General features: G+C 36.4%; 25 protein-coding genes. 9 read left to right on the top strand and 16 right to left on the bottom strand.

The annotated features are described in order from the left end of the window. Positions 1–5: 5 nt before the first annotated feature. Positions 6–170: a hypothetical protein gene (locus tag KYG33_RS09480; RefSeq protein ID WP_232538993.1), complete on the bottom strand. Its 165-nt coding sequence runs from the start codon at positions 168–170 to the stop codon at positions 6–8. A gap of 418 nt (positions 171–588) precedes the next feature. On the opposite strand from KYG33_RS09480, the gene KYG33_RS09475 reads away from it, so the two are divergent. The 5 genes from KYG33_RS09475 to KYG33_RS09455 all read left to right on the top strand — a co-directional run bounded on the left by KYG33_RS09475 (position 589) and on the right by KYG33_RS09455 (position 4,963). Then, positions 589–1,602 carry a nucleoid-associated protein gene (locus KYG33_RS09475; RefSeq protein WP_219073132.1) on the top strand — a complete coding sequence of 338 codons (1,014 nt, stop codon included), beginning with the start codon at positions 589–591 and terminating at the stop codon, positions 1,600–1,602. A 60-nt stretch (positions 1,603–1,662) separates the two neighbouring features. After that, positions 1,663–2,625, top strand: a complete 963-nt coding sequence (locus KYG33_RS09470; RefSeq protein ID WP_077419308.1) for a hypothetical protein — start codon at positions 1,663–1,665, stop codon at positions 2,623–2,625. A gap of 318 nt (positions 2,626–2,943) precedes the next feature. Continuing rightward, positions 2,944–3,147, top strand: coding sequence for a bacteriocin-like protein (locus tag KYG33_RS09465; RefSeq protein ID WP_077419309.1), 204 nt, complete (start codon positions 2,944–2,946; stop codon positions 3,145–3,147). A gap of 72 nt (positions 3,148–3,219) precedes the next feature. After that, positions 3,220–4,077 carry a GLPGLI family protein gene (locus KYG33_RS09460; protein ID WP_077419310.1) on the top strand — a complete coding sequence of 286 codons (858 nt, stop codon included), beginning with the start codon at positions 3,220–3,222 and terminating at the stop codon, positions 4,075–4,077. Positions 4,078–4,183: 106 nt separating this feature from the next. Continuing rightward, entirely contained in the window at positions 4,184–4,963 is a 780-nt protein-coding gene (locus KYG33_RS09455; protein ID WP_180564393.1) for a cyclase family protein, read from the top strand. An 81-nt stretch (positions 4,964–5,044) separates the two neighbouring features. Here the strand turns inward: KYG33_RS09455 and KYG33_RS09450 are convergent, their stop codons facing one another. The 6 genes from KYG33_RS09450 to KYG33_RS09425 form a co-directional block, all read right to left on the bottom strand. Beyond that, positions 5,045–5,797: a succinate dehydrogenase/fumarate reductase iron-sulfur subunit gene (locus KYG33_RS09450; RefSeq protein WP_077419312.1), complete on the bottom strand. Its 753-nt coding sequence runs from the start codon at positions 5,795–5,797 to the stop codon at positions 5,045–5,047. 12 nt (positions 5,798–5,809) lie between these two features. Then, positions 5,810–7,726: a fumarate reductase/succinate dehydrogenase flavoprotein subunit gene (locus tag KYG33_RS09445; RefSeq protein ID WP_219073131.1), complete on the bottom strand. Its 1,917-nt coding sequence runs from the start codon at positions 7,724–7,726 to the stop codon at positions 5,810–5,812. Positions 7,727–7,737: 11 nt separating this feature from the next. Further along, positions 7,738–8,394 (bottom strand): succinate dehydrogenase cytochrome b subunit, encoded by a 657-nt coding sequence (locus KYG33_RS09440; RefSeq protein WP_047387121.1) that lies wholly within the window; start codon positions 8,392–8,394, stop codon positions 7,738–7,740. Between the two features lie 16 nt (positions 8,395–8,410). Continuing rightward, on the bottom strand, positions 8,411–9,841 hold the full coding sequence (locus KYG33_RS09435) for an anion permease (RefSeq protein WP_077419315.1): 1,431 nt from the start codon (positions 9,839–9,841) through the stop codon (positions 8,411–8,413). A 20-nt stretch (positions 9,842–9,861) separates the two neighbouring features. Then, the gene (locus KYG33_RS09430) at positions 9,862–11,028 is read right to left on the bottom strand and encodes a porin (protein ID WP_047387125.1); all 1,167 of its coding nucleotides are present in this window, start codon (positions 11,026–11,028) and stop codon (positions 9,862–9,864) included. Between the two features lie 225 nt (positions 11,029–11,253). Beyond that, a complete protein-coding gene (locus KYG33_RS09425; RefSeq protein ID WP_180564390.1) occupies positions 11,254–12,303 on the bottom strand; it encodes a linear amide C-N hydrolase in 1,050 nt (349 codons plus the stop codon). Positions 12,304–12,660: 357 nt separating this feature from the next. On the opposite strand from KYG33_RS09425, the gene KYG33_RS09420 reads away from it, so the two are divergent. The 3 genes from KYG33_RS09420 to KYG33_RS09410 all read left to right on the top strand — a co-directional run bounded on the left by KYG33_RS09420 (position 12,661) and on the right by KYG33_RS09410 (position 16,500). Continuing rightward, on the top strand, positions 12,661–14,883 hold the full coding sequence (locus KYG33_RS09420) for an ATP-binding protein (protein ID WP_232538992.1): 2,223 nt from the start codon (positions 12,661–12,663) through the stop codon (positions 14,881–14,883). A 21-nt stretch (positions 14,884–14,904) separates the two neighbouring features. Then, positions 14,905–15,456: a biliverdin-producing heme oxygenase gene (locus KYG33_RS09415; protein ID WP_180564389.1), complete on the top strand. Its 552-nt coding sequence runs from the start codon at positions 14,905–14,907 to the stop codon at positions 15,454–15,456. Positions 15,457–15,573: 117 nt separating this feature from the next. Further along, positions 15,574–16,500, top strand: a complete 927-nt coding sequence (locus KYG33_RS09410) for a malate dehydrogenase (RefSeq protein ID WP_045500033.1) — start codon at positions 15,574–15,576, stop codon at positions 16,498–16,500. Positions 16,501–16,658: 158 nt separating this feature from the next. Here KYG33_RS09410 and KYG33_RS09405 read toward each other — a convergent pair whose 3' ends face one another. The 7 genes from KYG33_RS09405 to KYG33_RS09375 all read right to left on the bottom strand — a co-directional run bounded on the left by KYG33_RS09405 (position 16,659) and on the right by KYG33_RS09375 (position 21,053). Further along, positions 16,659–17,576, bottom strand: coding sequence for an alpha/beta fold hydrolase (locus tag KYG33_RS09405; protein ID WP_180564388.1), 918 nt, complete (start codon positions 17,574–17,576; stop codon positions 16,659–16,661). Positions 17,577–17,631: 55 nt separating this feature from the next. Next, on the bottom strand, positions 17,632–18,183 hold the full coding sequence (locus KYG33_RS09400; RefSeq protein WP_180564387.1) for a putative glycolipid-binding domain-containing protein: 552 nt from the start codon (positions 18,181–18,183) through the stop codon (positions 17,632–17,634). Positions 18,184–18,207: 24 nt separating this feature from the next. After that, complete coding sequence (locus KYG33_RS09395; protein WP_180564386.1) at positions 18,208–18,780, bottom strand: Crp/Fnr family transcriptional regulator; 573 nt, start codon at positions 18,778–18,780, stop codon at positions 18,208–18,210. Positions 18,781–18,903: 123 nt separating this feature from the next. Continuing rightward, positions 18,904–19,137 (bottom strand): hypothetical protein, encoded by a 234-nt coding sequence (locus tag KYG33_RS09390; protein ID WP_180564385.1) that lies wholly within the window; start codon positions 19,135–19,137, stop codon positions 18,904–18,906. A gap of 113 nt (positions 19,138–19,250) precedes the next feature. Further along, the gene (locus KYG33_RS09385; protein ID WP_077419323.1) at positions 19,251–19,787 is read right to left on the bottom strand and encodes a GNAT family N-acetyltransferase; all 537 of its coding nucleotides are present in this window, start codon (positions 19,785–19,787) and stop codon (positions 19,251–19,253) included. 16 nt (positions 19,788–19,803) lie between these two features. After that, positions 19,804–20,196, bottom strand: a complete 393-nt coding sequence (locus KYG33_RS09380; protein WP_180564384.1) for a VOC family protein — start codon at positions 20,194–20,196, stop codon at positions 19,804–19,806. Between the two features lie 20 nt (positions 20,197–20,216). Next, positions 20,217–21,053 carry a hypothetical protein gene (locus KYG33_RS09375; RefSeq protein WP_219073130.1) on the bottom strand — a complete coding sequence of 279 codons (837 nt, stop codon included), beginning with the start codon at positions 21,051–21,053 and terminating at the stop codon, positions 20,217–20,219. 52 nt (positions 21,054–21,105) lie between these two features. Between KYG33_RS09375 and pafA the strand changes: the two genes are divergently transcribed. Continuing rightward, positions 21,106–22,752, top strand: a complete 1,647-nt coding sequence (gene pafA, locus KYG33_RS09370) for an alkaline phosphatase PafA (protein ID WP_077419326.1) — start codon at positions 21,106–21,108, stop codon at positions 22,750–22,752. Positions 22,753–22,812: 60 nt separating this feature from the next. Here the strand turns inward: pafA and KYG33_RS09365 are convergent, their stop codons facing one another. Further along, on the bottom strand, positions 22,813–23,946 hold the full coding sequence (locus tag KYG33_RS09365) for a tetratricopeptide repeat protein (protein ID WP_219073129.1): 1,134 nt from the start codon (positions 23,944–23,946) through the stop codon (positions 22,813–22,815). After that, positions 23,943–25,571 carry a helix-turn-helix domain-containing protein gene (locus tag KYG33_RS09360; RefSeq protein WP_219073128.1) on the bottom strand — a complete coding sequence of 543 codons (1,629 nt, stop codon included), beginning with the start codon at positions 25,569–25,571 and terminating at the stop codon, positions 23,943–23,945. Before KYG33_RS09360 ends, KYG33_RS09365 begins: the two co-directional genes overlap by 4 nt. Positions 25,572–25,689 lie beyond the last annotated feature (118 nt).

The raw sequence follows: 25,689 nt of genomic DNA, 5'->3' as shown, positions 1-25,689 counted from the left end.
ATATTTTAATGGTGATTCTGTTCCAGCATTCTGATGATGGCGCCAAAGATGAAAATGGTTAAAAAAGCAAAAAAGAGCAGGTGATAGGGCTTCAGCCATTTTGGAGTTTCAGGTCCTCTGCTTTTTAATCTTCTCAGCTTATCGAGTCTGTTTAATGTCTTTAAGTCCATTTTTCTATGTTTTCAAATCATGATGCCAATGGTATTCCGTTAGAAATATGTTTTATTTAAATATTTGATATTTAAATAATTATGTATTTGTTGCTGAATTTTTAAAACAAAAAAGCATGTCAAAATGATAAGGGTTTTATCAATTTGGAAAAATGAAAGCCAAAAACTTCTATTATCAAGCCTATTACAAACGAACGACTGAGAATTGGGACTGTTTCAAAGGCCAAATGGTTTAGCTGTTGTCATTCTGACGAATGAAGAATCTAATTGATATTCAGGTTTATGGGATTCTTCACTAAATTTCATTTCATTCAGAATGATACAGTGGGATAAAATTTCACCCAGAATAAAATGAAAATTTTTAGGTTTCGCAGAAAGAATAAGAATGAATATCTTTGCAGTCCAAATATTCAGAAAAATGTTTTCAAAAATAATAGTACACAGAGTAGGAAATAAGATCAATGGAGATTCCCTGACGCTTTCCCAGGAAGAATTGAAGCTGGAAGAAGGAATGGCAGAAATGCTTGAAGATTACTTTTTAGGTTCCTTTAAATCAGAAGAAACTTTTCATTTTTACAGTGATACTTACCTGGTAAATAACCCGGTTTACAGTGCTGTATCAGAAATTTTTGAGGATAAATCCAAGTTCATCTGGGAGTCGGAGAATATTGCAAAACACCTTTTTGATGCTGCCGAAAACCCAAGAGTTCAGAGTGGAGAACTTTTTATCGTACTTTTTGAAGATGAAAGTGACCGTCCTGATAAAGTAGACAAGATCGGGATCTTCAAAACAGAGAAGAGAGAATCTTTCCTGAAAATCAACCCTTCAGAAGAAACTTTTGATATTGAAAAAGATCAGGGAATTGGTTTATCTAAAATTGATAAAGCCGCTTTGGTCTACAACAATGATAAAGAAACCGGATATGTACTTTCTGTAGTTGACAACAACAAAAACGGAGATATGTACTATTGGTTCGAAGATTTCCTGAAGGTAAAACAGCGCGATGATGAATATTTTCACACGCAGGAGGCCTTGATGGTCTATAAAGATTATATCACAAAACAGCTGCCTCAGGAATTTGAAGTTTCCAAAGCAGACCAGGCGGACTTCCTTAATAAGTCTATCAATTTCTTCAAAGAAAAAGAAGAATTTAAGTTAGATGATTTTGCCAGTGAAGTATTGGGAGACGAACACGTGATTGAAAGTTTTGTCAACTTTAAAACAGATTACGAACAGGAAATGCAGGTGAACATCGCTGAAGAATTCCCGATCAGTGAAGCTGCGGTAAAAAAGACTCAGAGACATTTTAAAAGTATCATTAAACTGGATAAAAATTTCCACATCTACATCCACGGAGACAGACAGAAAATTGAAACCGGAGAAGATGATAAAGGAAAATACTACAGACTTTATTTCGAAAAAGAGGTGTAAAAAGATATCTCCCGTTCAATAAGAAATCATAACTTTATCTCACCACACAAAATAAACGTTATGAAATTTTTGATCATTTTCTGGGGGGCTTTTTTCTTTTTTTTCAGTGCTCCTTTTCCCATTTTCATCTATATGATGGGTGAGGAACTTGCAACAGAACCGAGAAATTCATTAGCTGTGAGCTATGGATATCTCGGTTTTTCTTTGCTCATATGGTTGTATGTGATGGCCTTCTTTATCAATATTCTTTTTATAAAGACTTTTAAAGAAAAGAATACTATTCAATCCATATTGCGGAACGGAATTCCAAGAGAAGCCAAAATCATCAACTATAAACTCCTGAAGTATATTCCGAAAACCAATATGAATATCATTCAGATTATACTTTCGTTTCCGAATCTCAGAAATACAGGAATTGAACATGAAATGATGTTTCACGACTCCAAACCACAGGAAAAAAGGTTTGATGTCGGAAATAAGGTGAAAGTACTGTTAAATCCCAATGTTTCAAAGGAACCTTACTTTATTTTATGCGATCAGAAAGTCGGGTTCAATACCTCAGGAATCATTTTAAGAATTGTGTTTACTGTCCTGTTGATTACTTACGTGATTGGGCTCTACTATTATTTCTATATGCGGGAATCCTTTGATTTTGGCTGGAGATTTCTGACCTTCATGCATCCGATTGTTTTCAGTGGAGTAATGACTCTTATTTATATTTTGGTTTTTCAGTTGCTGATCAGCAGGCTTTTTAAAAATAAAAAAGAAGAACGAATCCTCTTTTCAGGAAGAAATGCTGAAGCCAATATTATCAGTGTAAGCCAGACAGGTCTTCTTGTCAATGATCAGCCGCAGATTATGTTTCAGGTGAGCTTTAAAGATTTCAGAGGAACAGAACATATTACTGTTTACAAGAAAATTGTCAGTCTTTTGAACCTCTCTTCTGTTCCTAAATCCGGAACTATTGAAATCATGTATGATGAGAATGATCCGAAGAAGATTATGATTCCTAAAGGGTTTTAAGGAAAAGGCAAAAAAGCAAAAGGGTAAAATGCTAAATTTGATGGTAATGCGTCAAAATAATTAAACAACCTTTAGACTTTATATGTGAAAATTTCTGTTTGAAATTAATTATTTAACATAATCAGGAATAATAAAAAGCATTTTTTTAATGAATACTTTTTGTGTAGGAAATATGATAAAATCAATTCAATTTTATACGAAAATTTTTTAAGTGAAAAATATGTTTTTATCAGATAAACAACTGCTTAACATAATAAAAAATATCCTATAGATATGAGTTAGTTGTATATATTTGAGACCTGATTAAAAACATATTTTATGAAAAAATTAAAAAAAATGACTCGTGAAAACCTTAAATCTGTAAAAGGAGGTCAAGTTTGGTATGCTGAAACTTCTTGCGGTGTACAAGCTACAACTACTCAAGATTGGACAGCAGAGCAAGCAAATGCGTGGGTTGAAGCTCTTGAAGCAAATTATTGTAAGTCGGCTTCTCACTATGGTCCTAGTAATAATCTAGCCTAATTAGCTTAAATTAATGCACTTATAGTGAAAATTAAGACTATAAGTGCAATTTTATAATGAAAAATATCTCTTATGCATTACCATAAAAAACTAATACAAATATTCATTTTATTTTATAGTGTTTTATCTTATGCACAATCATACAGACAGGATACTCTTCATGGTGAATTTACTTACCAATTAAAAGCTAAATTCGATTTACGAACTGATTATAAACATGAGGAACAATTTTTATTACAGATAGGGAATAACCGTGCATTTTTCGCAAGTAATATATCACTTAAGGGTGATTCTGTAATGACGGCTTCAGGAACAGCAACAAAGAATGCTGATGGTAGTATCACTCTTGGTTGGAAAAAAGGAACAGTGATTCCAAAAACAGGTTTATCTTTTACCATAATTCAATCTAATGAAAATATACAATATTTTAGATTAGTTGGAATGTCTTTACTTACTTATAAAGAACCAATAATAAAGAATTGGAAACTTATTAATGAGTCTAAAGTGATCAATACAATTAATTGCAAAAAAGCAGAAGTTACCTTTAAAGGAAGAAACTGGATAGCATGGTATTCTCCTGAAATTCCATTGCCTTATGGTCCATATAAATTTAGTGGATTACCAGGATTAATTGTCAAAATAACAGATGATAAAGGAGATTTTGATTTTGAACTGGTAAAATCTATACCTGCATCTAAATTAAAAGGAAAGTTAGTTACCATCAAGAAAAACAGATATACTGAAGCTATAGAAACAACACAACAAAAATTAAAACAAGCATTAAGAAATGCAGAAGCAAATTCTGCTGCTGTACTTGCAAGTTATGGAACGACAATAATAAAAGGTCAGGAAATGGTAAGACAGAGAGAAAAAGAACGAGAAGAAAATAAAAAATATGAAAACCCAATAGAATTAGAAAAAGATCAGTAATTAGCTGATCTTTTTTATGTACTGATCAGATTCTTAACTCAAACAAATATTCCATTTATTCTTCTTTTTATCATATTCGCTATCTTTGTTTTATTAGCTAAATCATATGAAAACGACAATTGTTGATCTGACAAAACCCATTCAATATAATGCAGGAGACCCATGGTTCATGAGGGTGAAAATCAAACATAAAGCACACAGAAAATCACATTGGCTGATTCGTCTGGCGTTAAGACTGCCCTCAAGACTTTTTCCTAAAAACTGGACGGGCTGGGCAGATGACACGATTAAAAATATGGGACTTCATGCCACCACTCATATTGATGCTCCATGGCATTATGGTCCAGTAGTAGAAGGTAAACCGGCAAAAACCATAGATCAGATTCCTCTGGAATGGTGTTATGGGGATGGAATTGTGATTGACTGTACTCATAAAGAAGATTTTGTGGCTATCACCGTAGATGATCTCAAAAAAGACCTTGACAAAAATGGAATCATGATACAGGAAGGAAATATTGTACTGATCAGAACTGACCGAGATAAGATGATGGGAACTTCAGATTTTGTAGAAAAAGGTACAGGAATGAGCAAAGAAGCTACAGAGTGGCTGATTGACCAGGGCGTAAAAGTAATGGGAATTGATCAATGGGGCTGGGATCTTCCTTTAAGATATATGGCTAAAAAAGCCAAAGAACTCAATGATCCTGAATTCTTTTGGGAAGGACACCGTGTAGGAATTGAAAAAGAATATTTACACATCGAGCAGCTTACGAATCTCAGTGCATTACCTCCGTCCGGATTTAAAATCTGTGTATTTCCATTAAAGATTGTAGGCGGTTCTGCAGCTCCGGCAAGGGTTGTGGCCATAATGAATGAGCAGAAGTAAATCATAAAAAGAAAGAGCAAACCTGCATTGCAGATTTACCCTTTCAAACATTATCATTTTTAGCGTTCTTCTTTTATTGATCTAAGCTTTTTTCCTGAAAAATAAAGCTCTGCTATACTCAAAATTCATTCTGGCGATATTGAGTACGGAAATTCCTTGTGGACATTCCACTTCGCAGGCTTCTGTATTGGAACAGTGCCCGAATAATTCGGTGTCCATCTGAGCCACCATATCCAGAACCCTTTTACTGCGTTCTTCCTTCCCTTGAGGAAGAAGGGCCATATGGGTGATTTTTGCAGAGGTAAATAATGCTGCACTTCCGTTTTTACACGTAGCCACACAAGCCCCACATCCGATACAGGCTGCGGAATCAAAAGCTTCTTCAGCAGTCTGGTGAGTCACCGGAATGGCTGTAGCGTCAGGAGCCTGGCCTGTGTTTACAGACACAAAACCTCCTGAAGATATAATTCTATCGAAAGCAGAACGGTCTACTTTTAAATCTTTCTTCACCGGAAAAGCTTCAGCACGGAAAGGTTCTATCAGAATCGTTTCCCCATCTTTAAAAGACCGTAAATGAAGCTGGCAGGTGGTTGTATTTTTCAGAGGACCATGGGCAATACCGTTAATCATCATTCCACATTGTCCACAGATTCCTTCACGGCAGTCGTGATCAAATTCTACAGGCTCATCACCTTCAATGATCAGTTTTTCGTTTAAGGTATCCAGCATTTCTAAGAAAGACATATGGGAGTTCAATCCTTTCAGGTCGTAGCCCACCAGTTTTCCATCACTTTTTCTGTCTTTCTGTCTCCATATCTTAAGATGTAAATCCATAATTTTCTGTTTTTATTTGTAACTTCTTACCGTTGGCTGAATTTCTTCAAAGGTTAAAGGCTCTTTAATCAGTTCAGGTTCTCCATTTTCACCTGTCCACGCCCATGCGGAGATAAACTGGTATTCCGCATCATTTCTCATCGCTTCCCCGTCCGGAGTCTGAAATTCTTCCCGGAAATGCGCTCCGCACGATTCGTTACGGGTTAAGGCATCATAGCACATCAGTTCTCCGATTTCAAAATAATCGGCAACGCGGCCTGCTTTTTCCAGTTCGGTATTCATTTTATCTCCCTGCCCGGAAACCCTTACATCCTTATAAAATTCCTCTTTCAGTTTTCTGATTTCCTGAATGGCATATTTCAGACCTTCTTCATTTCTGGCCAGTCCGCAATAATCATACAGGAGTTTTCCTAATGTTTTGTGGAAATAATCAACGGTTTTAGTTCCTTTAATACTGATAAAATCACGAATCTGCTCTTTAACGGCATTTTCTGCCTGTTCAAATTCAGGAGTGTTCGGTGAAATTTTTCCGGTATGAATTTCATCTGCCAAATAGTTCGCAATGGTGTAAGGAGCAATGAAATAACCGTCTACAGAAGCTTGTAAAAGAGAATTGGCTCCCAATCTGTTGGCTCCGTGATCCGCAAAATTAGCTTCACCTAGGGCAAACAATCCCGGAATAGTAGTCATCAGCTCGTAATCTATCCAAAGTCCACCCATTGAAAAGTGTGCAGACGGAGAGATCATCATAGGTTCTTTATACGCATCATAACCTGTTATTTTCAGATACATATCGAATAAGTTTCCATATTTTTCACTGATCTTATCTTTCCCCTGTTCCTGTATTGCTTTTGAAAAATCGAGATACACTGCATTTTTCAAAGGCCCGATTCCAAAACCTGCATCAATTCTTTCTTTTGCTGCACGGGAAGAAATATCTCTCGGAGCAAGATTTCCGAAAGCCGGATATCTTCTTTCCAGGTAATAATCTCTTTCATTTTCGGGAATATTATTCGGAGGTCTGTTTTCACCTTCTTTCAATGGGACCCAGATTCGCCCGTCATTACGTAATGATTCAGACATTAAGGTCAGTTTAGACTGATAATCTCCGGATTGTGGAAGAGAAGTAGGATGCACCTGAATCCAGCTTGGAGAAGCCATTAAAGCTCCCTTTTTATGAGCTCTCCAGATCGCAGAGCCATTGCATCCCATGGCAAGGGTAGACAGGTAATAGATTTTACCATAACCTCCCGTTGCCAATACTACAGCATGGGCTGCATGTCTTTCAATGTCTCCGGTGTCTAAATTCCTTACGATAATTCCTCTGGCTTTCCCATCAACAGTGACCAGATCAAGCATTTCATGTCTTGAAAACAATTGTACAGAACCTTTTCCAACCTGTCTCATCAAAGCCTGATAAGCTCCCAGAAGAAGCTGTTGCCCTGTTTGTCCTCTCGCATAAAAAGTACGGCTTACCTGAACCCCTCCGAAGGAACGGTTATTCAGATATCCCCCATATTCACGTCCGAAAGGTACACCTTGAGCTACGGCCTGATCGATGAGGTTCAGAGAGCACTCTGCCATACGGTATACATTCGCTTCACGGGCTCTGAAGTCGCCTCCTTTCAGTGTGTCTACAAACATCCGGTAGACACTGTCACCATCGTTTTTGTAATTTTTTGCAGCATTCACACCTCCCTGGGCTGCCACAGAGTGTGCTCTTCTCGGGCTGTCCTGGAAACAGAATGATTTAACATTATATCCCATTTCTCCCAAAGAAGCAGCAATGGAACTTCCTGCCAGTCCTGTTCCTACTACAATGACATCCAGTTTTTTGCGGTTGGCAGGGTTAACGAGTTTTGCTTTCTTTTTATAATTATCCCATTTATGTTCTAATGGGCCTTGTGGTATTTTTGAATCTAAAATCATGACCGTTCTGTTTAATGATAAGTAAAGAATACATACACCGGCATCAATGCAAAACCTACACAGATAATGATTGAATAGGCAATTCCTATAGTTTTGAACCATTGTACAAACTTAGGGTGATAGAGCCCCAATGTTCTTACAGCACTGTGTATCCCATGGATCAGGTGATAGCATAAAGCAATCATTGATAAAACATAAATGATAACGTACCACCATTCTTTAAAGACATTCACTACCAGAATGTACAGATCCTTATTTCCGTTTTCATCCAAAGGCGGATTTCCGAATTTGTAGATATACCAGAAGTTCTGGAAATGGATCACCAGGAAGATCAGGATTAATGTCCCGAGAATTCCCATATTTCTGGAAGCCCATTTACTGGCTCTTCCACGTCTGTCCGACTGATAACCGCCACCAGACTTTTTATTTTTTAACGTAATGATCAGCCCGTCTACAGCATGTAGAATAATACTGGCATACAAAACATAAGAAACTATTTTGATAATAATATTTCCGGATAGAAAATGCGAATAAGCATTAAATTGCAGGTGCGCCTGTTCTTGTGGCAGAAAAAGCTGAAGATTTCCGAGAAAATGAATCAACAGGAAGAATCCCAAAAAGAGTCCTGTAAGGCACATCAGCATTTTTCTTGACAGTGTTGATAACATATTTTTTATTTTATGATTAATAATATCCTAAGACTTTCATCCACAATCCTCCTACAACCATATAAATGATCAATAGAACGATCCCTATTTCAAGACCTCTGACCCACCATGCTTTCAGGTCTACATATCCGCTTCCGAAGAATACCGGAGCCGGGCCATGGCCGTAATGGGTAAGTACCCCATAAATAGAACCCATGAAACCCAGCATCATCGCCAATAGCATAGGAGGAATTCCCAAAGAAACCCCAACACCCAGCAATGCTGCATACATAGCTGCTACGTGAGCGGTAGCACTGGCAAAAATATAGTGACTGAAGAAATAGACTACAATAATAACCGGGAAAGCTACCTGCCAGCTCAGACCTCCAATTTGTACCTTGATAAGGTTACTGAACCAGCCAATGAAACCCAGTTCATTTAAAGAACTTGCCATCATCACCAGTACAGCGAACCAAACAATGGTATCCCATGCTCCTTTTTCACTTTTTACATCCTCCCAGGTCAATACTGAGGTTAACAGCAATAATGTTAATCCGATAAATGCAGTAGTGGTTGCATCAATAGAAAGTGCTCCGCCAAATATCCAAAGGGCTAACAGAATGAAAAATGCCAGTAACATCAGCCATTCATTTTTAGAGATAGGTCCCATTTCTTTTAATTTCTGAGCTGCCATTTTCGGAGCATCACCTGTTTTTTTCAGTTCAGGCGGGTATAGTTTGTACAATACCAAAGGAACGACAAAGAAGGCTACCGCACCAGGAATGAAACCTGCAGCAGCCCATGACATCCATGTAATATCAATACCCAGGTTCGCTGCAAATTTCTGACACATCGGGTTACTTGCTGTCCCGGTAAGGAACATAGAAGAAGCGATGAGGTTCATATAATAACTGTTCAACGTTAGGAATGATCCTAATTTTCTGTGGGTTTCAGGTTTTTCAGGAACGGAATCAAAGCTGATAGCCATAGATTTCATGATAGGGTAGATAATTCCACCTCCTCTCGCTGTATTACTCGGAATAGCAGGGGCCAGACAAACATCGGCAAGTCCTAATCCGTAAGCCAATCCCAATGAACTTTTACCAAAAATCCTGATGAATAGAAAGGCAATACGGTTTCCAAGTCCCGTTTTGATAAATCCTCTGGCAATAAAGAATGAAATCCCGATCAGCCAGATTACTTTATCTCCAAAACCGGAAAGCGCTTTGGTAATAGATTTTCCAGCATCTCCCGGAGCCACAACCTGCGTAAGGGCTGTAAAACCAATGGCCATCATACACATTGTACCCATTGGTGCTGCTTTAAGAATAATCCCTAAAATAGTTGCCGCAAAGATGGCGAACAGATGCCAGGCATTCTCAGCAACACCTTCCGGAGCAGGAATGAACCATATGATTAACGCAACAACAAATGTAATCGCTACGTTTTTGATATTAATTTCTTTCATGATACTAACTATTTAATCGTTTAGAATCTACTCTGTACCTGCACAATGAATAGATTGTTATTGTATTGTGATGTATTTTCCACCTGATATTTGTAACGGTCAAACTGAACCCCCAACTGAATTCTTGCACCGTAATTTTTCAAAAATTCCAATCCGAACATAGGAGTGATCGTTTGTCTTGGGTTGGAAGCCATTCTGAAATTGGTATCAAGATATTCGTACCGGCATGATAATTCAAAAGCACTGAGGTTCTTATGGTTGATCTCATATCTTAAATTCGGAAGAAAATAAGCTCCTCGAATCAGATACTGATCAGGATTATCAGGGCGTAGTTCAGGGGCAATGGAATTGTACAGAACGTGGTTGGTCGCCTGTTTGGCTTCCAGCTGCATATCAAGGCTCCATTTTGGATCAAATTGGATCAGTGAACTCAGATCTACTCCCAGAGCATATACTTTTTTGCTAAAAACTTCCCCGGTACCCGCATTTAGTCCTACGTTAAAATTATATTTTTTGGAGAGTCCAAAAACCAGACGGGTAGAATATTGTTTTCCGTTATCGTTGTCATTGATTTGATTCTTTCCATTTCCGTTGACTACCGAAACAGCATATTGGAAAGGGATTTCTCCTAATTGAAGCTGTCCTGTAGCAGACATTCCGATCTGGAAACTCGTCCAGCCCAGTTTTCCGAATTCAGTATACTGATTGGACCAGTCTAAAGATTTAATAATATCAATAGGGTAAGTTTCTTCGATACCGAACCAAGGTCTGAACTGTCCTACCGTAATTGCTAATTTCGGATTGAAGGTGTACTTCAGATAAGCATTTTCAAGAACTCTGCTTTTAGGATCATTTTTAAAATCGGCAAGGTTGGCCAAAACAACAACTTCTGTACGTTTACTGATCTGTGCCCGTACCTGAATCCTCATGTATTTGAGCATGAAATTATTATCCGTTCCGGAACCATCGGTATGATGGAGTCCGTTGACATCAACATCCTTGGACATCCCCACGAGATAACGTGCCTGAAAAAGGCCTTTGATCTGCAGCTGCGGATATTTTACATTGTCTTCTTCCTGTGGAGGTGGGGTGGTCTTCAGAGAATCCTGATTTTGCGCATAAGCTGATAACCCACAGGCCAGCATGCACAGGATCAGGCTTTTCTTTTTAATCGAAAAAAAGGCCATATCTATTTTTGTTTTTTTATTGTAAACTTTATTTTACCATTACTTTCCTGCATGCACTTAAATGAAAGACAAGTATTTTAAACTATCTGTCAAATCTTTGATTTGGCATCTATCCCGAGGAAAGGAGTGGCTACACATTCAATTATAGTGCTGCATACTTAGGTCTTTTCATCTGCTGAGGGCAGATTGTTTTTGCATAAGCGTAAGCGGTTTGTGGTAAAATATCTATTTTAATCCTAAGAATGTGAACGGTGCAGATTCTTTAAAATTTGCGTTGGATTTACCGTTGTAAGTGTTATTATTACTAAGATCCAGTTTCATTACTTTTCCCTTAGAGCTCAGGTCGAAATCTTTAAGATCTACCCAGAAAGTATTCGGTGTGAAAACCGTTTCAAAATAATACACCAGGTTTTTCTGATCCGAGACAGAACGCCATCTTGTTGAAGAAATATTAGGCTCTGTTGCAGAGGTGATTCCGTAAGGAACGGAACAGTTTCTGATGACACTGAAAACACTGGCCACCGCTGTACGGGTATCGGCAGTCTGCGGAATTGCATTCACATAGTAAGAAGCTCGTACAAAGCGGTCTGCAGCGCGGTTGGTTCCCGGAAGCATAACTGTTCCCGGAATTCCTTTCCAGTAATTGTTAAGGGCCAGCTGTTCTTCAAAAACAGGAGAATTGGTCATTACCGTATAAGATGGATCATGATGAATGACCAGTTTACCGGCAATATACTCAAATACAGCATTGTCTCCTGAAGCATCGGAAATGGAAAGATGGACTGTTGTAAATCTTTCTGTTCCCGGAATATAATCACTTACAATAACAAACGGTTCTTTTCGTGAAAATTCTACTGCTTCTTTTACGGTGGCAAAATTATCGAGATAATATTGTGCCCATAATGATATGGCAAGTCCCTTTTTACTTCCTTTTCCATCGAATTTCGGGTACTGGGATTCTCCTAACCAAAGCAGGTTGGCAACCAGTCCTTTTTCGTTCATTCCGTCTGCTGATGCAATATCCCAGGAAGAGCTGATAAGGCTTCCGTATTTGGAGTTCCATTTTACAGATTTAGAGCCTACCTGCCCGTTGCGGTCTATTCCTTTTGGGAAAACCCACAGGTTCGCAGGGATTTCGTCACGCCAGTCCATAGAACGGGCTGTAATAACGGTATTCTGAGGCCCTTTGTAAACCACTCTTGTGCATGCTTCCGATGGATTCCATAATCCTATAGAGAGGACCAGAGAAAATAAAATTAATGGGAACTTTTTCATAATAGTATTATTTGAATTTAAATTTTGTATTGAATTTATTGTGAATAATTCAATTAATTTTGATCATATTCATTATTTGGTGATATAAATTTAGATAAATTTGTTTAAATAAAATAATTATTAAGGTTAATAATGTGTAAATCATGTTATGAATCATAGTTAAAGCATGATAATTGGATTATTGGATATTTTTTTGTATATTTTAGATATATGACATTAAAAGTGGGAAAAAATGAAGAATATTTTAATGTGTTTTTCGGCCTTTTTTTAAACTGATTTTTCTCTTGAACATTTGATAGACTGAAGTTTAAAATCTACGTACCACAAAATAGGAAGCTGTTCCAAAAAACGTTATATTTGATAGATAGACTGAAGAGATATATGAATTTTATAGAATGCCATGAAGAACCTATCCATATTCCGGGTTCTATACAAAGTTTTGGTTATTTGATTGGCATTGATGCGGAATCCCGTACCATTACTTTTTTTAGCAGGAATATTTCGGATATATTTAAAATCGGGAGTTCAGAGGAACTGTTCGGAAGGCAGCTTACTGACTTTCCGGAAAGTTTTCAAAGCATTATTGATTCAGAAATCTATACTTCATTGGATAAGTTTACCAGACGGAAGAATGAAACTTATTTTGATAAGATTTTTATTGGTGATACAGAGTACCATTTTTCTGTTTTCAGAAGTGAACTTTATATTTTTATGGAGTTTGAAGAAGTCCTGATTAACCCCAATAAACGAATTTCGAATAAATACGATAATTTTTATATCATCGATAATGAAAAGGAGCTCTGGAATCATCTTCTGGAAACCCTGTCGAAGGTGGTAAACTATGACCGGATGATGGTCTACAAATTTATGATGGATGGTTCAGGAAAAGTAATCGCCGAAAAGAAAAATGAGAATATGGAAAGCTTTCTGGGACTTCATTATCCGGAATCCGATATTCCAAAACAGGCACGCGATCTTTATCTGAAAAAAAGAAAAAGAATCTTCAGCAATGTATATGCAGATACGGTTCCTATTTTAAGCAGGAGCCCTGAAAAGATTGACCTTACTTACTCAGCATCCAGAGGTATGTCACCCGTTCACGGGCAGTATCTTAAAAATGCAGGCGCTGCTTCAAGCTTCAGTGTTTCCATTATTATTGATGATCATCTTTGGGGATTGGTAACCTGCCAGAATGTAGAACCTAAGCATATTGACCTTGAGGACAGGGTACAGGCAGGAATTTTTACAGCTTTGGCTGCTAATGCTTATTCATCTTTTAAATCCAAGAGTGAACTGAACTACCGTTTGGAACTGAATGAGAAAGTGTCTCAGCTTAAAACGGAGTTTTTAAAACATAATAACCTGTTCGACTCTCTTATTGAGTGTAAGACAGAGATCAGAAATCTGCCTGAGGCGGATGGGCTTGCCATTGTTTCGGATGAGAGTATCATAACAGATGGTAAAACTCCTAATCCGGAAAGTATCAACAGAATTGTCCAATGGGCACTGGGGAATACAAATGAGAGAATCTATGTAAGCCGTAACTTTCTTAAAGAGCACGGTGATGAACTGGATCTGTCTGACAATGCTGCAGGTATCGTTATTTATTTTATAGAAAAGGAGAAAAATGAAATGCTGATCTGGTTCCGGAAAGAGTTTGATGAACACATCAACTGGGCCGGGAATCCTGAGAAAAAGATAAGTGTCTTTTCTCAAAACGGAGAAGAAAAGCAGATGATATCACCTAGAACCTCCTTCCGTATTTTTACAGAAAATATCAAAGGAAATTCTAAAAGATGGAATTCCAGAAATGTGAGTGCTGTACAGGCGGTAAGAGATTTGATTTTAGAAACCTCACACAAAAATTATAATGCAATCAAAAGGCTTAATGATGAGCTGAAAAAGGTAAATGATGAACTTGACAGTTTTTCTTATACCATTTCGCATGACCTGGGAACGCCTCTTACGGTAATGAAACTGAATGCACAAATGCTTTTGGGAAATCTTGCTGATGATTCTATAAAAAGCAAAAACAAGATCAATACGATTATTGAGGAAATAGATAATATGGCGGAAATGATGCATGATGTACTGCAGCTCAGCCGCGCCAAGCATAGTGAAATACAGCTTGAAAGCCTGAAAACGGCTCATACTATTGAAAAAATATCTCAAAATGCCAAGATGACCTATGGCAGTCCAAATAGTGAAATCATCATTAAGGAATGTCCGGATGTACTGGCTGATAAAACAATGCTTCATCAGGTGTTCCTGAATATTATCAATAATGCCGTGAAATATTCTTCCCACAAAGAGCTTCCGAAAGTGGAAATTGAAGGGAGAGAAGATGGCCAGACTATTATTTACAGAGTTTCCGACAATGGAATCGGTATTCCTGAGGAGGAAAAACATAAGATGTTTAAAATCTTCAACAGGATGGATAATGCGAAGAAATTTAAAGGAAACGGAGTAGGGCTGTCCATTGTACACCGTATCATGAAAAGGATAGGAGGAAATGTGGATTATGAAAGCAGCAGTGAAGGAACTTCCTTTATTTTAACGTTCAAAAAGCCTTATATTTGAGAAACTTTTAAAACGTTATTTATGGTATCAGAATATCTTAAACAGAATACGGCAGATTATCACGATGCAGCAGAGAAACTTTTTAATTCTGAAAAGATTTTTAACAAAACTTTCACCTTAGAGGATTATAAAAAAATCATCCATACCAATTACCTGATGCTTCTTCACAGTGAAGACAAAATATTCAGCAGTCTTTCCGGGAAATATGCAGAGAAACTTCAGCTTGATGCAAGAAAAAAGCTTTCACTTATTGAAAAAGATCTGAAAAGCCTTTCTCTGGAAAATCAGGAAGTATCTCATAACCTGGAGTTCAATAACGAGCATGAAGCGCTAGGAGCTATGTATGTGATTGAAGGTTCTACCCTTGGTGGGAACGTAATTGCCAAACAGCTTTCCAAAACGGAAGGTTTTGATGAGGTTACATTCAACTTTTTCGGGTGTTATCAGGAAAATACAGGACCTATGTGGAAAAATTTTAAAGAAGTTCTGGATACGGAGGTAGCTGAAGAAAACTACAAAGAAGTGCTTTCTGGTGCGAAAAAGCTGTACACGTTTTTACTGAACGTCAACTAATTTATTTTAATTCTAATTAAATTCCTGAAAAATTGCGCATTTTTTCAGGAATTGTTAAATTTGGGGAGTTTCAAATTTAAACTTAACTAACAAAAATAATTTTTAAAAAGTAACAATATGAAAGTAACTGTAGTAGGTGCAGGCGCTGTAGGAGCAAGCTGTGCGGAATACATCGCAATGAAGAACTTCTGTTCAGAAGTAGTTTTGGTAGACATTAAAGAAGGGTTTGCTGAAGGGAAAGCAATGGATTTGATGCAGACAGCATCTCTTAACGGATTTGATACAAAAATTACGGGTACAACAGGAGATTACAGCAAAACTGCAGGTTCTCATGTAGCAGTAATCACTTCAGGAATTCCTAGAAAACCTGGAATGACAAGAGAAGAATTGATCGGTATCAATGCTGGTATCGTGAAAGAAGTTACTGAAAACTTAGTAAAACATTCTCCGGAAGTAATCATCATCGTGGTTTCTAACCCAATGGATACTATGGCTTACCTTGTTCACAAGACTTCAGGTCTTCCTAAGCACAAAATCATCGGAATGGGTGGTGCATTAGACTCTGCAAGATTCAAATACAGATTGGCTGAAGCATTAGAAGCTCCAATTTCTGATGTTGACGGTATGGTAATTGCTGCTCACAGTGATACAGGTATGCTTCCGTTATTGAGCAAAGCTACAAGAAACGGTGTTCCTGTAACTGAATTCTTAAGTGAAGATCAACAAAAATATGTAATCGAAGAAACTAAAGTAGGAGGAGCTACTCTTACGAAATTATTAGGAACTTCAGCTTGGTATGCTCCAGGTGCAGCAGTTTCTGTAATGGTTCAGGCGATTGCATGTGACCAGAAGAAAATGATCCCTTGTTCTTTAATGCTTGAAGGAGAATACGGTCAAAATGATATCTGTCTTGGTGTTCCAGCAATCATTGGAGCAAACGGAGTAGAATCAATTGTAAACGTAACATTGACTGCTGAGGAGCAATTGAAATTCGCTGAAGCTGCTAATGCAGTAAGAGAAGTGAATGGAGATCTTAAATTTTAATGATTGCCTGCTTTTAATCAGGAATTAAAATAGATAAAACCCGGCTGTTTCAAATGAAACAGCCGGGTTTGTTTTTAATCTTTGAATATTGATTAAGTTTTTGGCGCGGCCGGAGGCCGCGCCAAAAACTTAATATCTGTAAAATAGTCAATACAATATCACTTTGCAGTATTCACAAACTGACTGACAGCATTCACAAATTCTTTATTTTTTTCATAGTACAAAAGATGCCCGCCATCAATAGAAACTATTTTCTGATTGGGAAAACTAAATGTTTTATAGTGCTGGGTTCCTACTGCTTTATCTTTTTTTCCGGTAATAATCAATACAGGAACATGAATATCTTTTGTGATAGGAGCGTAATCGGCATAATATTCCGGGAAATCTTTGGGTTTTGAGATGACTGCCATTCCAAAGTCGATAATTCGGGGATGAAGAGAGTCAATCTTATCAGATTCTTTTATAGTTTCAATATCTTCGGTCAGAAATTTATATCCGATTCTTTTTTTCCTTAACGCACTGCTGATTTTTGAAAGTTCTGATGAAAGACTGTCTTTAGAAACAGCCCTGGTTTTTGTATGTAAAAGACTGTTCCCATATTCAATCTGTTCTTTGACTGATTCATCATTCAGGAAATGTAAGGTAACATTCGCCAGAATGAGTCCTTTCGTATGCTGAGGATATTTTTTTGCATAACTGACGGCAATGATTCCCCCAAAGGAGTGGGCCAGCAGAAAGATTTTTTTCAAATGGAGATGTTGTCTCATTTCTTCTATATCCTGAACCATTTTATCGAGATGATAGTTTTCCGAAGTGCCGGATGCGCCGGAACCCCGCTGATCCATATAAACCATCTGCATGCTTTTTTCCAGATTATTCCCTCCCATCAGTTCAAAAGAGGGATAGCCCTGCCCGGGACCTCCGGGAACATAGAAACAGGCTTCTCCTTTTCCGGAGACTTTGTATTTGATCTTTACATGATCTGAAGTTTCATAAAAACCTTCAGAATGATGATTCTGAGCTGAAACGACAGCCAGAGATATGAACAAAAAGAGTAGGAAAGAAATTGTTTTCATATAGTAATAACAATTGTAAAGGGATGTTTATTACTAAGATTAAAAAATTATGAGATTAGAGTTCAGCGATTTTCTCAAATAATTCTGGATAGCTAATGACTAATCCCATTTCATCGACTGAAATTTCAGCTTTAAAATCATTTTCAATATTTTCATACAGATATTTATGGGATGCTGTCCTTGTATATTCTTGTTGAACAGGCCTGATTTGCTGATTTAATATATCAATATAAAGAACATCAATTTTTTGAGAAATACTTTCCTGCAGTTTTAAATTGTTGATCGGTAAAGTATTGGTAAATGGAGTGAGGGAAATGTCTATAAACTCACAACCATTGAGTTCAGGGCTTATGGTATTGTTGATTTCCCATTGATCCTGTATTCTTTTTCCTGCAAGTTTGCTTTTAATAGTATTGATCTCGGATTCGATCAAAAAATCCTGAACAATCCAGTTTTTATCAATAAGAATGCTGTAGTTTACAGCAAAGATTTTATCTTCATAGCAACCAATGATTTTTGATTCTGCAGTATAGCTTTTATCATCAGATAGTAAATTAAAATATTCAAGAGATTGGTAAAGAATTCCCTGCCAGATTAGTGTTTTCATATATATAGTTTTGGATGTAATGTATTAACGGGTAATTCTTCGTTTCCGGATTCTGCTTAATGTTTCTCTTGCTACTCCAAGAAATGAAGCCAGCTGAGTGAGCGAGATACGTTGCAGCATTTCCGGATGCTTGGATTCAATATATTCCAGTCTTTGTTTTGCTGTATAAAGTTTGAACAGATTTGAAAATTCTTCTTGTCTGGATGCAAACTGGCGAATACAATGGCGTCCTAAAGTTTCAATTTCGGGTGCATTTCTGGCTGCTTCAAATAGTTTTGTTTTATCAAAGATAACAACATGCAGGTCTTCACAAGCGATGATATTAAATTCAGATTTTTGACCGTTCCCAAAGCTGCTGATATTGGTGACGATTTCATTTTCAAAGAAAAACCCGGTGTTTTTGATATCTCCGTCTATTTCATAATAGCTTTTGCAAAACCCATTATCGATATAAAATAAAGTGTTGCAGACTTCATCTTTCTGTAACATCAGTTCATTTTTCCTGTAATTCCTTTCCGATAGAGCGGGTTGAAGTATTTCCCAGCTTTTGTCCGAAAATGGAGTGAGTAATCTGATATATTTCAGAAGATTTTCCATGATATTGAGAAATTCTGTTTTTTGCGAAATTAATGAAATTGCCGGAGATTATACCTTAGCAACAGGTCATAAAAAAGAGCGGTAAAAACCGCCCTCAACAAAATTTTATCTAACAAGAATATTTTACATATAAACGCATCCGCATCCTGTTTCCCATTCCTGGCAAAGACGCATTGGTTCATTACATCCAGGGTTGCCACCGCCGCCGCCGGAAACTCTGTAGCAGGTTCCATCACTGCAATAGTAAGAGCCTATTGTTGGTGGGCAATTGCCATCCATATCACATAATGCATAAGGAGTGTCACCACCACTGATCATCACAAGCTGATTTCTCTTTAATTTTTTTAAATTTTTCATAGTAATCATGTTTTAATTTGTTGATAACTAATGTATAAAATTTTTAACACACCAGCAAGTGTTTTAATTAATATGGATGTAGATTTTAAGATAGTATTTATTTTATCATAGATTTAATCAAGGTCTAAGGTCATAAAAAGAGCAATTTCTTCTGCATTTTCATACAGTCTTGTGTTCAGTCCGGTAATATTGAATCCCATTCTTCTGTAAAACTGGATGGCTGGATAATTTGTGTTTTGTGTTTCCAGTTCAATTACCCTGCAGTTTAGTTTCCTTGCCTGTTTAAGAGCACTTTTAATCAGCATAATGCCAATTCCCTGTCGTCTGTGTTTTTCATCGATCAGGATGTTTTCAATATAAAAACTGTTGTTCCATGTCCTGTGTTCACAGATGATCCAGCCTGTAAGTTGTTCATCTGCAAAAGCACCAAAAGAATTTCCTTGTTCGATAAAGGCATTGAGTTCTTCCAGATCTTCAGAAGTTGTTTCCCATATTTTGTTGTAAGGGAAAGATTTTTCTTTTAAGTTAAACTCAAAAGAACCTCCAAATTCAATCGAAGAAACAGAATATATTATTTCCGTTGTATAGCCATTATGCCCCCAGTTTAAGCTTGGGTTGGATTCTAATTTTTGTAATTTTTTTATTTCCACATCAGATATTTTAAGCTTATTGAATTTCAGTACAGATTTCTATCAGATAATTATCAAGATCTTTGATGTAAGCTGTTTTTTGCCCCCAGGGTTTTACCGAAATATCTTCATAAAGAATAGCCCCGTTTTTTATTGCTTTTTCTACTAAGGCTTCTACATTATCTGTGGTAAAACCCAGTTCTATTCCGAAAGGTTTATCTTCCGTTTTTGAAGTTAAAAAACCTTTTTTAATATTTGAACCTGCAAGGCTTACAGAGGCAAATGATAGCGTAGTTTCTCCGGTCAGGAGTTCTCCATAATCTTTTTCCGGGGTGATGAATTTTATTTCAGAATCAAAAGTATTTTTATAAAAATTAATAGATTGTTCTACATTTTCCACGTACAGAATGACATATTTGAATTTAATCATAGTATTGAATTAAAATGGTTTTATTTTTTGTTAATAATATACTCTTCATCCACCATCAATTTTATATGGAGACCATGTAAAGGATATTCTTTGAAGCTTCCGAAATGTCCGAAATAAAGAGGGTATTTCTGGGCAAGCTGCCGAACTTTGCTTCCAAAGGAATTGATATCCACCTTTTGGATATTCTCTTTTTTCTGCCTACCATTGCTGAAAAAAAGCATCAAATTACAATGATCATTAAAATTGAAATCATTATAGTAGAAGACATTGAGATTTTCTTCCTGGCAAATCTGCACTAAGTCATTAATAAGATTTTGTTTATGCTGTGCAGGAAGGTTGCAGTCAATTCTGACCATATAATTTTCAGCATTACTTTTTTTTAAATCTGAACCCACCATCTGAATAAACCGGTGTTCAATATTTTTGAAAGCTTCTCTTTTCGGAGGATAGCTTTTACTGGATTGAATAGTAAAGGGAATGCCTGAATTTAGTAATAGAGCATTTTCACAAATCAATAATTTTTCAATTTCTGTTACAAACTGAAAATGAAAGTCAAAAAGCTGATAATCTCCAATAGTAATGATCAGTTGATTTTCATTGATGTTTACCTGTAAATGTATCTGTCTGAAGTTTGCTTTCAGTTTTTCCAACTTTATGAGGAAATCATTTGTGTTTTCAACCTGAACTTTCGCTGCCAGTTCAGCAGGAGTATCGGCATGTCCACCAAATCCCGGATAAAATTTGAAAAACGTAAAGTCATATAGATGATCCGGAAATTTGAAATACCAGTATACGCCTAAAATCATAGAAGGTTGATTGATGAATTGTACAATAATCAAAATTAAATAAAATTTCACACTCCAAAACTTTCAAAACCCTTAAATTTGTAGGCAATAAAAATTTACTTGGATGCTTAGGAACATTTCAATTGCGGCAGCTACATTATTGTCCGTAGTTACAATCAATGCGCAGAAGAACAGAAATACTCAACTGGAAAGACCCAAATTAGTCGTTGGTCTGGTAGTAGACCAGATGCGTTGGGACTATTTATACCGTTTTTATGGTAAGTATGGGAATGACGGTTTTAAGAGACTTTTGAATACAGGATACTCTTTGAATAACGTACACATTCCTTATGTGCCTACCATTACAGCTTTGGGACACACTTGTATCTATACAGGATCTGTACCGGCAATTCATGGGATTGCAGGAAACGACTGGACAGATAAAGAGACCGGAAAAGGGGTTTACTGTACTGCAGATGAGAGCGTTCAGCCAGTAGGAACAACCAATACAAAAATCGGAAGCCACTCACCAAAAAATCTTTGGTCTACTACAGTAACTGACGAATTGAGACTGGCGACCAACTTCCAGGGAAAAGTAGTGGGTGTTTCTTTGAAAGACCGTGCTTCTATTCTTCCTGCAGGGCACACTCCAAACGGAGCTTTCTGGTTTGATGACAGCACAGGAAATTTCATTACCAGTACCTGGTATATGAATGACCTGCCTCAATGGGTAAAATCATTCAATGCTCAGAATCTTCCTGAAAAATTAGTAGCAAACGGTTGGAATACCTTACTTCCGATCAACCAATATACAGAAAGTGCACCGGACAACTCTTCATGGGAAGGGCTGCTGGGAAGCGCAAAAACACCTACATTCCCTTACAGCAACTTAGCAAAGGATTATCAGACTAAAAAAGATAATATCCGTTATACTCCTTTCGGAAACACATTGACATTGAAGTTGGCAGAAGCTTCTGTAGAGGGTGAAAAACTGGGTGGAGATAATATTACAGACTTTTTAGCTATCAACCTTGCTTCTACAGATTATGCAGGACATAAATTCGGACCAAATTCTATTGAAGTAGAAGATGTTTATATCAGATTAGACCAGGATTTAGCTGAATTCTTCAATTATTTAGATTCAAAAGTAGGAAAAGGAGAATACACTGTTTTCCTTTCTGCAGACCATGGTGGAGCGCATTCTGTAGGATTTCTTAAAGAACATAAAATTCCTACAGGTTTCTTCGGAGAAGATGCTGAAAAAAATCTGAACCAAAAGCTAAAAGATAAATTCGGAGCAGATAAACTGATCAATGCGATTGATAACTATCAGATTTATTTCGACAGAAAAGTATTGGCAGACAGCAAACTTGAATTGGATGATGTAAGAAACTTTGCAGTAAAAGAAATTGAGAAAGATCCTACTGTTTTATATGCTGTTTCTGTAGATAAAGTTCAGGAGTCAAGCATTCCGGAGCCCATCAAACAAAGAATTATCAACGGAATCAACAGACAGAGAAGCGGAGATATTCAGTTGATTTCTCATGATTCTATGCTTCCTCCATATTCTAAAACAGGAACTACACACAGTGTATGGAACTCTTATGATTCACATATTCCATTGATCTTTATGGGATGGGGAGTGAAGCAGGGAGAAAGCAATAAAGAATATCACATGACTGATATTGCTCCTACGGTATCTTCTTTACTGAAAATTCAGTTCCCAAGTGGAAATGTAGGAAATCCAATTACAGAAGTTATCGGTAGATAAGCTGAAATTATACATTATAAAAAAGCATTCCAGTTTGGAATGCTTTTTTGTTTTCATAGCTTATGATGTTCTTATCATTTGCTGTATCTCTTTATGAAAATTCTTATTCTGTTTTCTGATTTTTATAATAGAATATAAAAGGATAACTATAAAAATACATCCCAGCAGTACAGAGCCAATTTTAATATAACGATAATAGGATTTCAGTTTTTCACTTTTTAAAGAGGTTTCCTTATTATGATTGTCAATGACCTGGTTAATGGATTTCAGTTCATTTTGTTTTCTTTTAAAGCGCATTTCCAGGTGTTTTTTATTATACTGCTGGTAAAGATTCTGTTGTCCCATGGCAAGATGATTTTCTGCCAATTCCTTGTAGATTCCTTCATTCAGGGTGATATCTCCTATATTTTTACAAAGATTTTCTGCTTTTAACAAAAGGTTTATAGCAGGTTGATTTTCATGTTTTTTCTTGTGTATTTCGGCAATTCCTTTTAAGGCAAAAGCTTCCAGACTTTTAGAGTAATTCTTCCGGGCATAGTTTAAAGATTCCATAAAAGCTTCCTGTGCTTTATCAATTTGATTGAGATTAAGATAACAATACCCGATATTGTATAAGACCACACTCATGTTGGAATTGGTAGTTTTCTTTACAGGTACTTTTTCAAAATTCTGGATTGAAATTAAAAACTTTTCCAATGCAATTTCTGAATTGGACTGGCTCTTGTAAATCATTCCTCTTATGGCATAGCTTGTAGCGGTTTCAACATATTTCAAGGGATTTTTGTCCGGGATTTTAGCAATATACTGGTCCGCTTCATTCAGCGTTTCAAGGCTCTTGCTGAAAAGTTCCATCTGCTGATATTGTATTGCGACAGAGATAAGAACTTCTGCATGACTCCAGGGATCATTGGTTTTCTGGGAAAGTTCCTTTGCCTTCATAATATATCTTAATGATTCCTCAAAGTTTCTTTTGGCAATATGAGCTGTGGAAAGAAGCTTATAAAGTTGGATAGAAGTTTTGACATCATGAGATTTCTTTAACAGCCGTTCCCCAATTTTAATTGTATTATCAGGATTGTCATAAATTTCAAGCCTGGCCTTTTTCATTAAGACACTATCCGGTGTCTTTTGAGCCTTTGTGAAAATACAAAAGGATACCAGGAGCAGTGGCCATATTTTTAAAAGTGATTTCATACGGTTTTGGTTTTACTGATTTCCTGAATATAGGCATTGGGAGACATTCCGGTGACGGATTTGAAAACGGTTGTAAAGGCACTGTGTGATGAGAACCCTGAATATTCTGCAAGATAGCTTACTTTATAATTAAGAAAAGTGGAATCATTCCTTAATAGCTGTACAATATGATTGATCCTTAGTTTGTTAATGTATCCATTGAAATTTTTCTCTTTGTTGTTGATGACTTCAGAAAGGTATTTTGTATTAATTTCCATTTGAGAGGAAAGCATAGATAAGGACATATTTTTATTCAGATATCCGTTGGATTTTTCAAACTCTTCAAGTTTCTGAAGGATTTCATCTTCTTTTTCCCTCGATATTTTGTTGAAACCGACATCTTTTGCTGTTGTAGAAGCTTTATTTAATAAAATGGGTTGAGGTTTCTCATTGCTCTGTTTTTTAAAGAAATCAAACTGCTTTTTTAAATCTTTATTTTTGCTTTTAATAATTAAAAAATAGATGGACAGGCCAATAATAATCAGGAATAGAATGAGAGCCAGAGGTAAGAAGGACCTAAGGAACATCAGTTTTTGAAATTCAATATTTTTATTCTGATTGGTTTCAACAAGTTTTACAATATATCGTATTCCTTCTTTCGAGCTTGCATCGGTTTTTGTTTTTAAATCATTATAGAGTTTATTGTATTGATGATATTTTACATCATCATGAAGTGCATAATAGTTGCGGGATAATGATTCGTAAATTTTAATTTTTAAATTATTAAAAGACAGATCTTCAATCAAAAAGAGTCCAGCTTCCAGTTTCTCAACAGATGTTGTGTAATCCTGTTTCAAAAAATAATATTGGGACAGATTCTCATAAGCTAAACCTAAAAGAAATGGTTGATTGGTCTGGTGCTCAAGATCAGAAATAATATTTTCTATAAGCGCTTTATATTCAACAAGTCTATTTTGTTTTAGGAGATAAGAAGAACGGAAAATTCTGTTTTCCATTTTTAATATTCTGTTTTCTTCATTATGATCGCTGAGGTACTGATTACTTTTATCAAGGTTTTTGAATGCTGCAGTATAATCTCTATTGATTCCTGAGTTCAAAGCTTGCAGTTGGTACAGCTTTGCTGTGGTTATTCGTAATGTGGCATCATTACTTTTAAGAAGCTTTTGATCAGATAAAAGATGGGTAATAATTCTTTTTGACTGATTGTACAGACTCAGATTTTGGTATTGGTCAGCAAGATTATAATCACTGAAAACCTGCATAAAATAAGAAAGTTCATTTTTCGGATCGGCATCTTCTTTCTGCGCAAAAATATTCACAGATTGTATGTAATCGCCTTTCATAGCAAAAGCCTGTGAAATAATGTTTTGCAGTACAATTTTATGCTCTGTATTCTGATCACTTACGAGGATTCCCTGAGTATAGCTGATGCATTCGTCAGAATTCTGATACAATTTCAGAAATGCCTTATCTGCCAAAATATTAAAGTCCGGACCTGACTGTCCACTGGTAATAAAAGAACAGCAAATGAAAATAAACAGTAATATTTTTCTGCTATTTTGAAATAATTTTTGTCTTGATAGTTTGTTTTTTGTGCTTTTTTGAATAGTTCGGGTAAAATCCATATTCAAAATGATGTTTTGTATCTAATTGATTATTATTTGTTTAAAAATTAAACTCTTTTAAAATTCACGAATTATGAAAGTCTATTTCTTTGGATAGGGTAAATATTGTATTAATATT

Source organism: Chryseobacterium sp. D764, from assembly GCF_019317325.1.
In the GTDB taxonomy this organism is placed as follows: domain Bacteria; phylum Bacteroidota; class Bacteroidia; order Flavobacteriales; family Weeksellaceae; genus Chryseobacterium.
The sequence above is the reverse complement of the archived record's forward strand: the minus strand, read 5'-3'. Positions and strand labels throughout refer to the sequence as shown.

Coding starts and splice junctions, on each gene's coding strand:
- KYG33_RS09480 (WP_232538993.1), bottom strand. CDS start 170: ATGGACTTAAAGACATTAAACAGACTCGATAAGCTGAGAAGATTAAAA.
- KYG33_RS09475 (WP_219073132.1), top strand. CDS start 589: ATGTTTTCAAAAATAATAGTACACAGAGTAGGAAATAAGATCAATGGA.
- KYG33_RS09470 (WP_077419308.1), top strand. CDS start 1,663: ATGAAATTTTTGATCATTTTCTGGGGGGCTTTTTTCTTTTTTTTCAGT.
- KYG33_RS09465 (WP_077419309.1), top strand. CDS start 2,944: ATGAAAAAATTAAAAAAAATGACTCGTGAAAACCTTAAATCTGTAAAA.
- KYG33_RS09460 (WP_077419310.1), top strand. CDS start 3,220: ATGCATTACCATAAAAAACTAATACAAATATTCATTTTATTTTATAGT.
- KYG33_RS09455 (WP_180564393.1), top strand. CDS start 4,184: ATGAAAACGACAATTGTTGATCTGACAAAACCCATTCAATATAATGCA.
- KYG33_RS09450 (WP_077419312.1), bottom strand. CDS start 5,797: ATGGATTTACATCTTAAGATATGGAGACAGAAAGACAGAAAAAGTGAT.
- KYG33_RS09445 (WP_219073131.1), bottom strand. CDS start 7,726: ATGATTTTAGATTCAAAAATACCACAAGGCCCATTAGAACATAAATGG.
- KYG33_RS09440 (WP_047387121.1), bottom strand. CDS start 8,394: ATGTTATCAACACTGTCAAGAAAAATGCTGATGTGCCTTACAGGACTC.
- KYG33_RS09435 (WP_077419315.1), bottom strand. CDS start 9,841: ATGAAAGAAATTAATATCAAAAACGTAGCGATTACATTTGTTGTTGCG.
- KYG33_RS09430 (WP_047387125.1), bottom strand. CDS start 11,028: ATGGCCTTTTTTTCGATTAAAAAGAAAAGCCTGATCCTGTGCATGCTG.
- KYG33_RS09425 (WP_180564390.1), bottom strand. CDS start 12,303: ATGAAAAAGTTCCCATTAATTTTATTTTCTCTGGTCCTCTCTATAGGA.
- KYG33_RS09415 (WP_180564389.1), top strand. CDS start 14,905: ATGGTATCAGAATATCTTAAACAGAATACGGCAGATTATCACGATGCA.
- KYG33_RS09410 (WP_045500033.1), top strand. CDS start 15,574: ATGAAAGTAACTGTAGTAGGTGCAGGCGCTGTAGGAGCAAGCTGTGCG.
- KYG33_RS09405 (WP_180564388.1), bottom strand. CDS start 17,576: ATGAAAACAATTTCTTTCCTACTCTTTTTGTTCATATCTCTGGCTGTC.
- KYG33_RS09400 (WP_180564387.1), bottom strand. CDS start 18,183: ATGAAAACACTAATCTGGCAGGGAATTCTTTACCAATCTCTTGAATAT.
- KYG33_RS09395 (WP_180564386.1), bottom strand. CDS start 18,780: ATGGAAAATCTTCTGAAATATATCAGATTACTCACTCCATTTTCGGAC.
- KYG33_RS09390 (WP_180564385.1), bottom strand. CDS start 19,137: ATGAAAAATTTAAAAAAATTAAAGAGAAATCAGCTTGTGATGATCAGT.
- KYG33_RS09380 (WP_180564384.1), bottom strand. CDS start 20,196: ATGATTAAATTCAAATATGTCATTCTGTACGTGGAAAATGTAGAACAA.
- pafA (WP_077419326.1), top strand. CDS start 21,106: ATGCTTAGGAACATTTCAATTGCGGCAGCTACATTATTGTCCGTAGTT.
- KYG33_RS09365 (WP_219073129.1), bottom strand. CDS start 23,946: ATGAAATCACTTTTAAAAATATGGCCACTGCTCCTGGTATCCTTTTGT.
- KYG33_RS09360 (WP_219073128.1), bottom strand. CDS start 25,571: ATGGATTTTACCCGAACTATTCAAAAAAGCACAAAAAACAAACTATCA.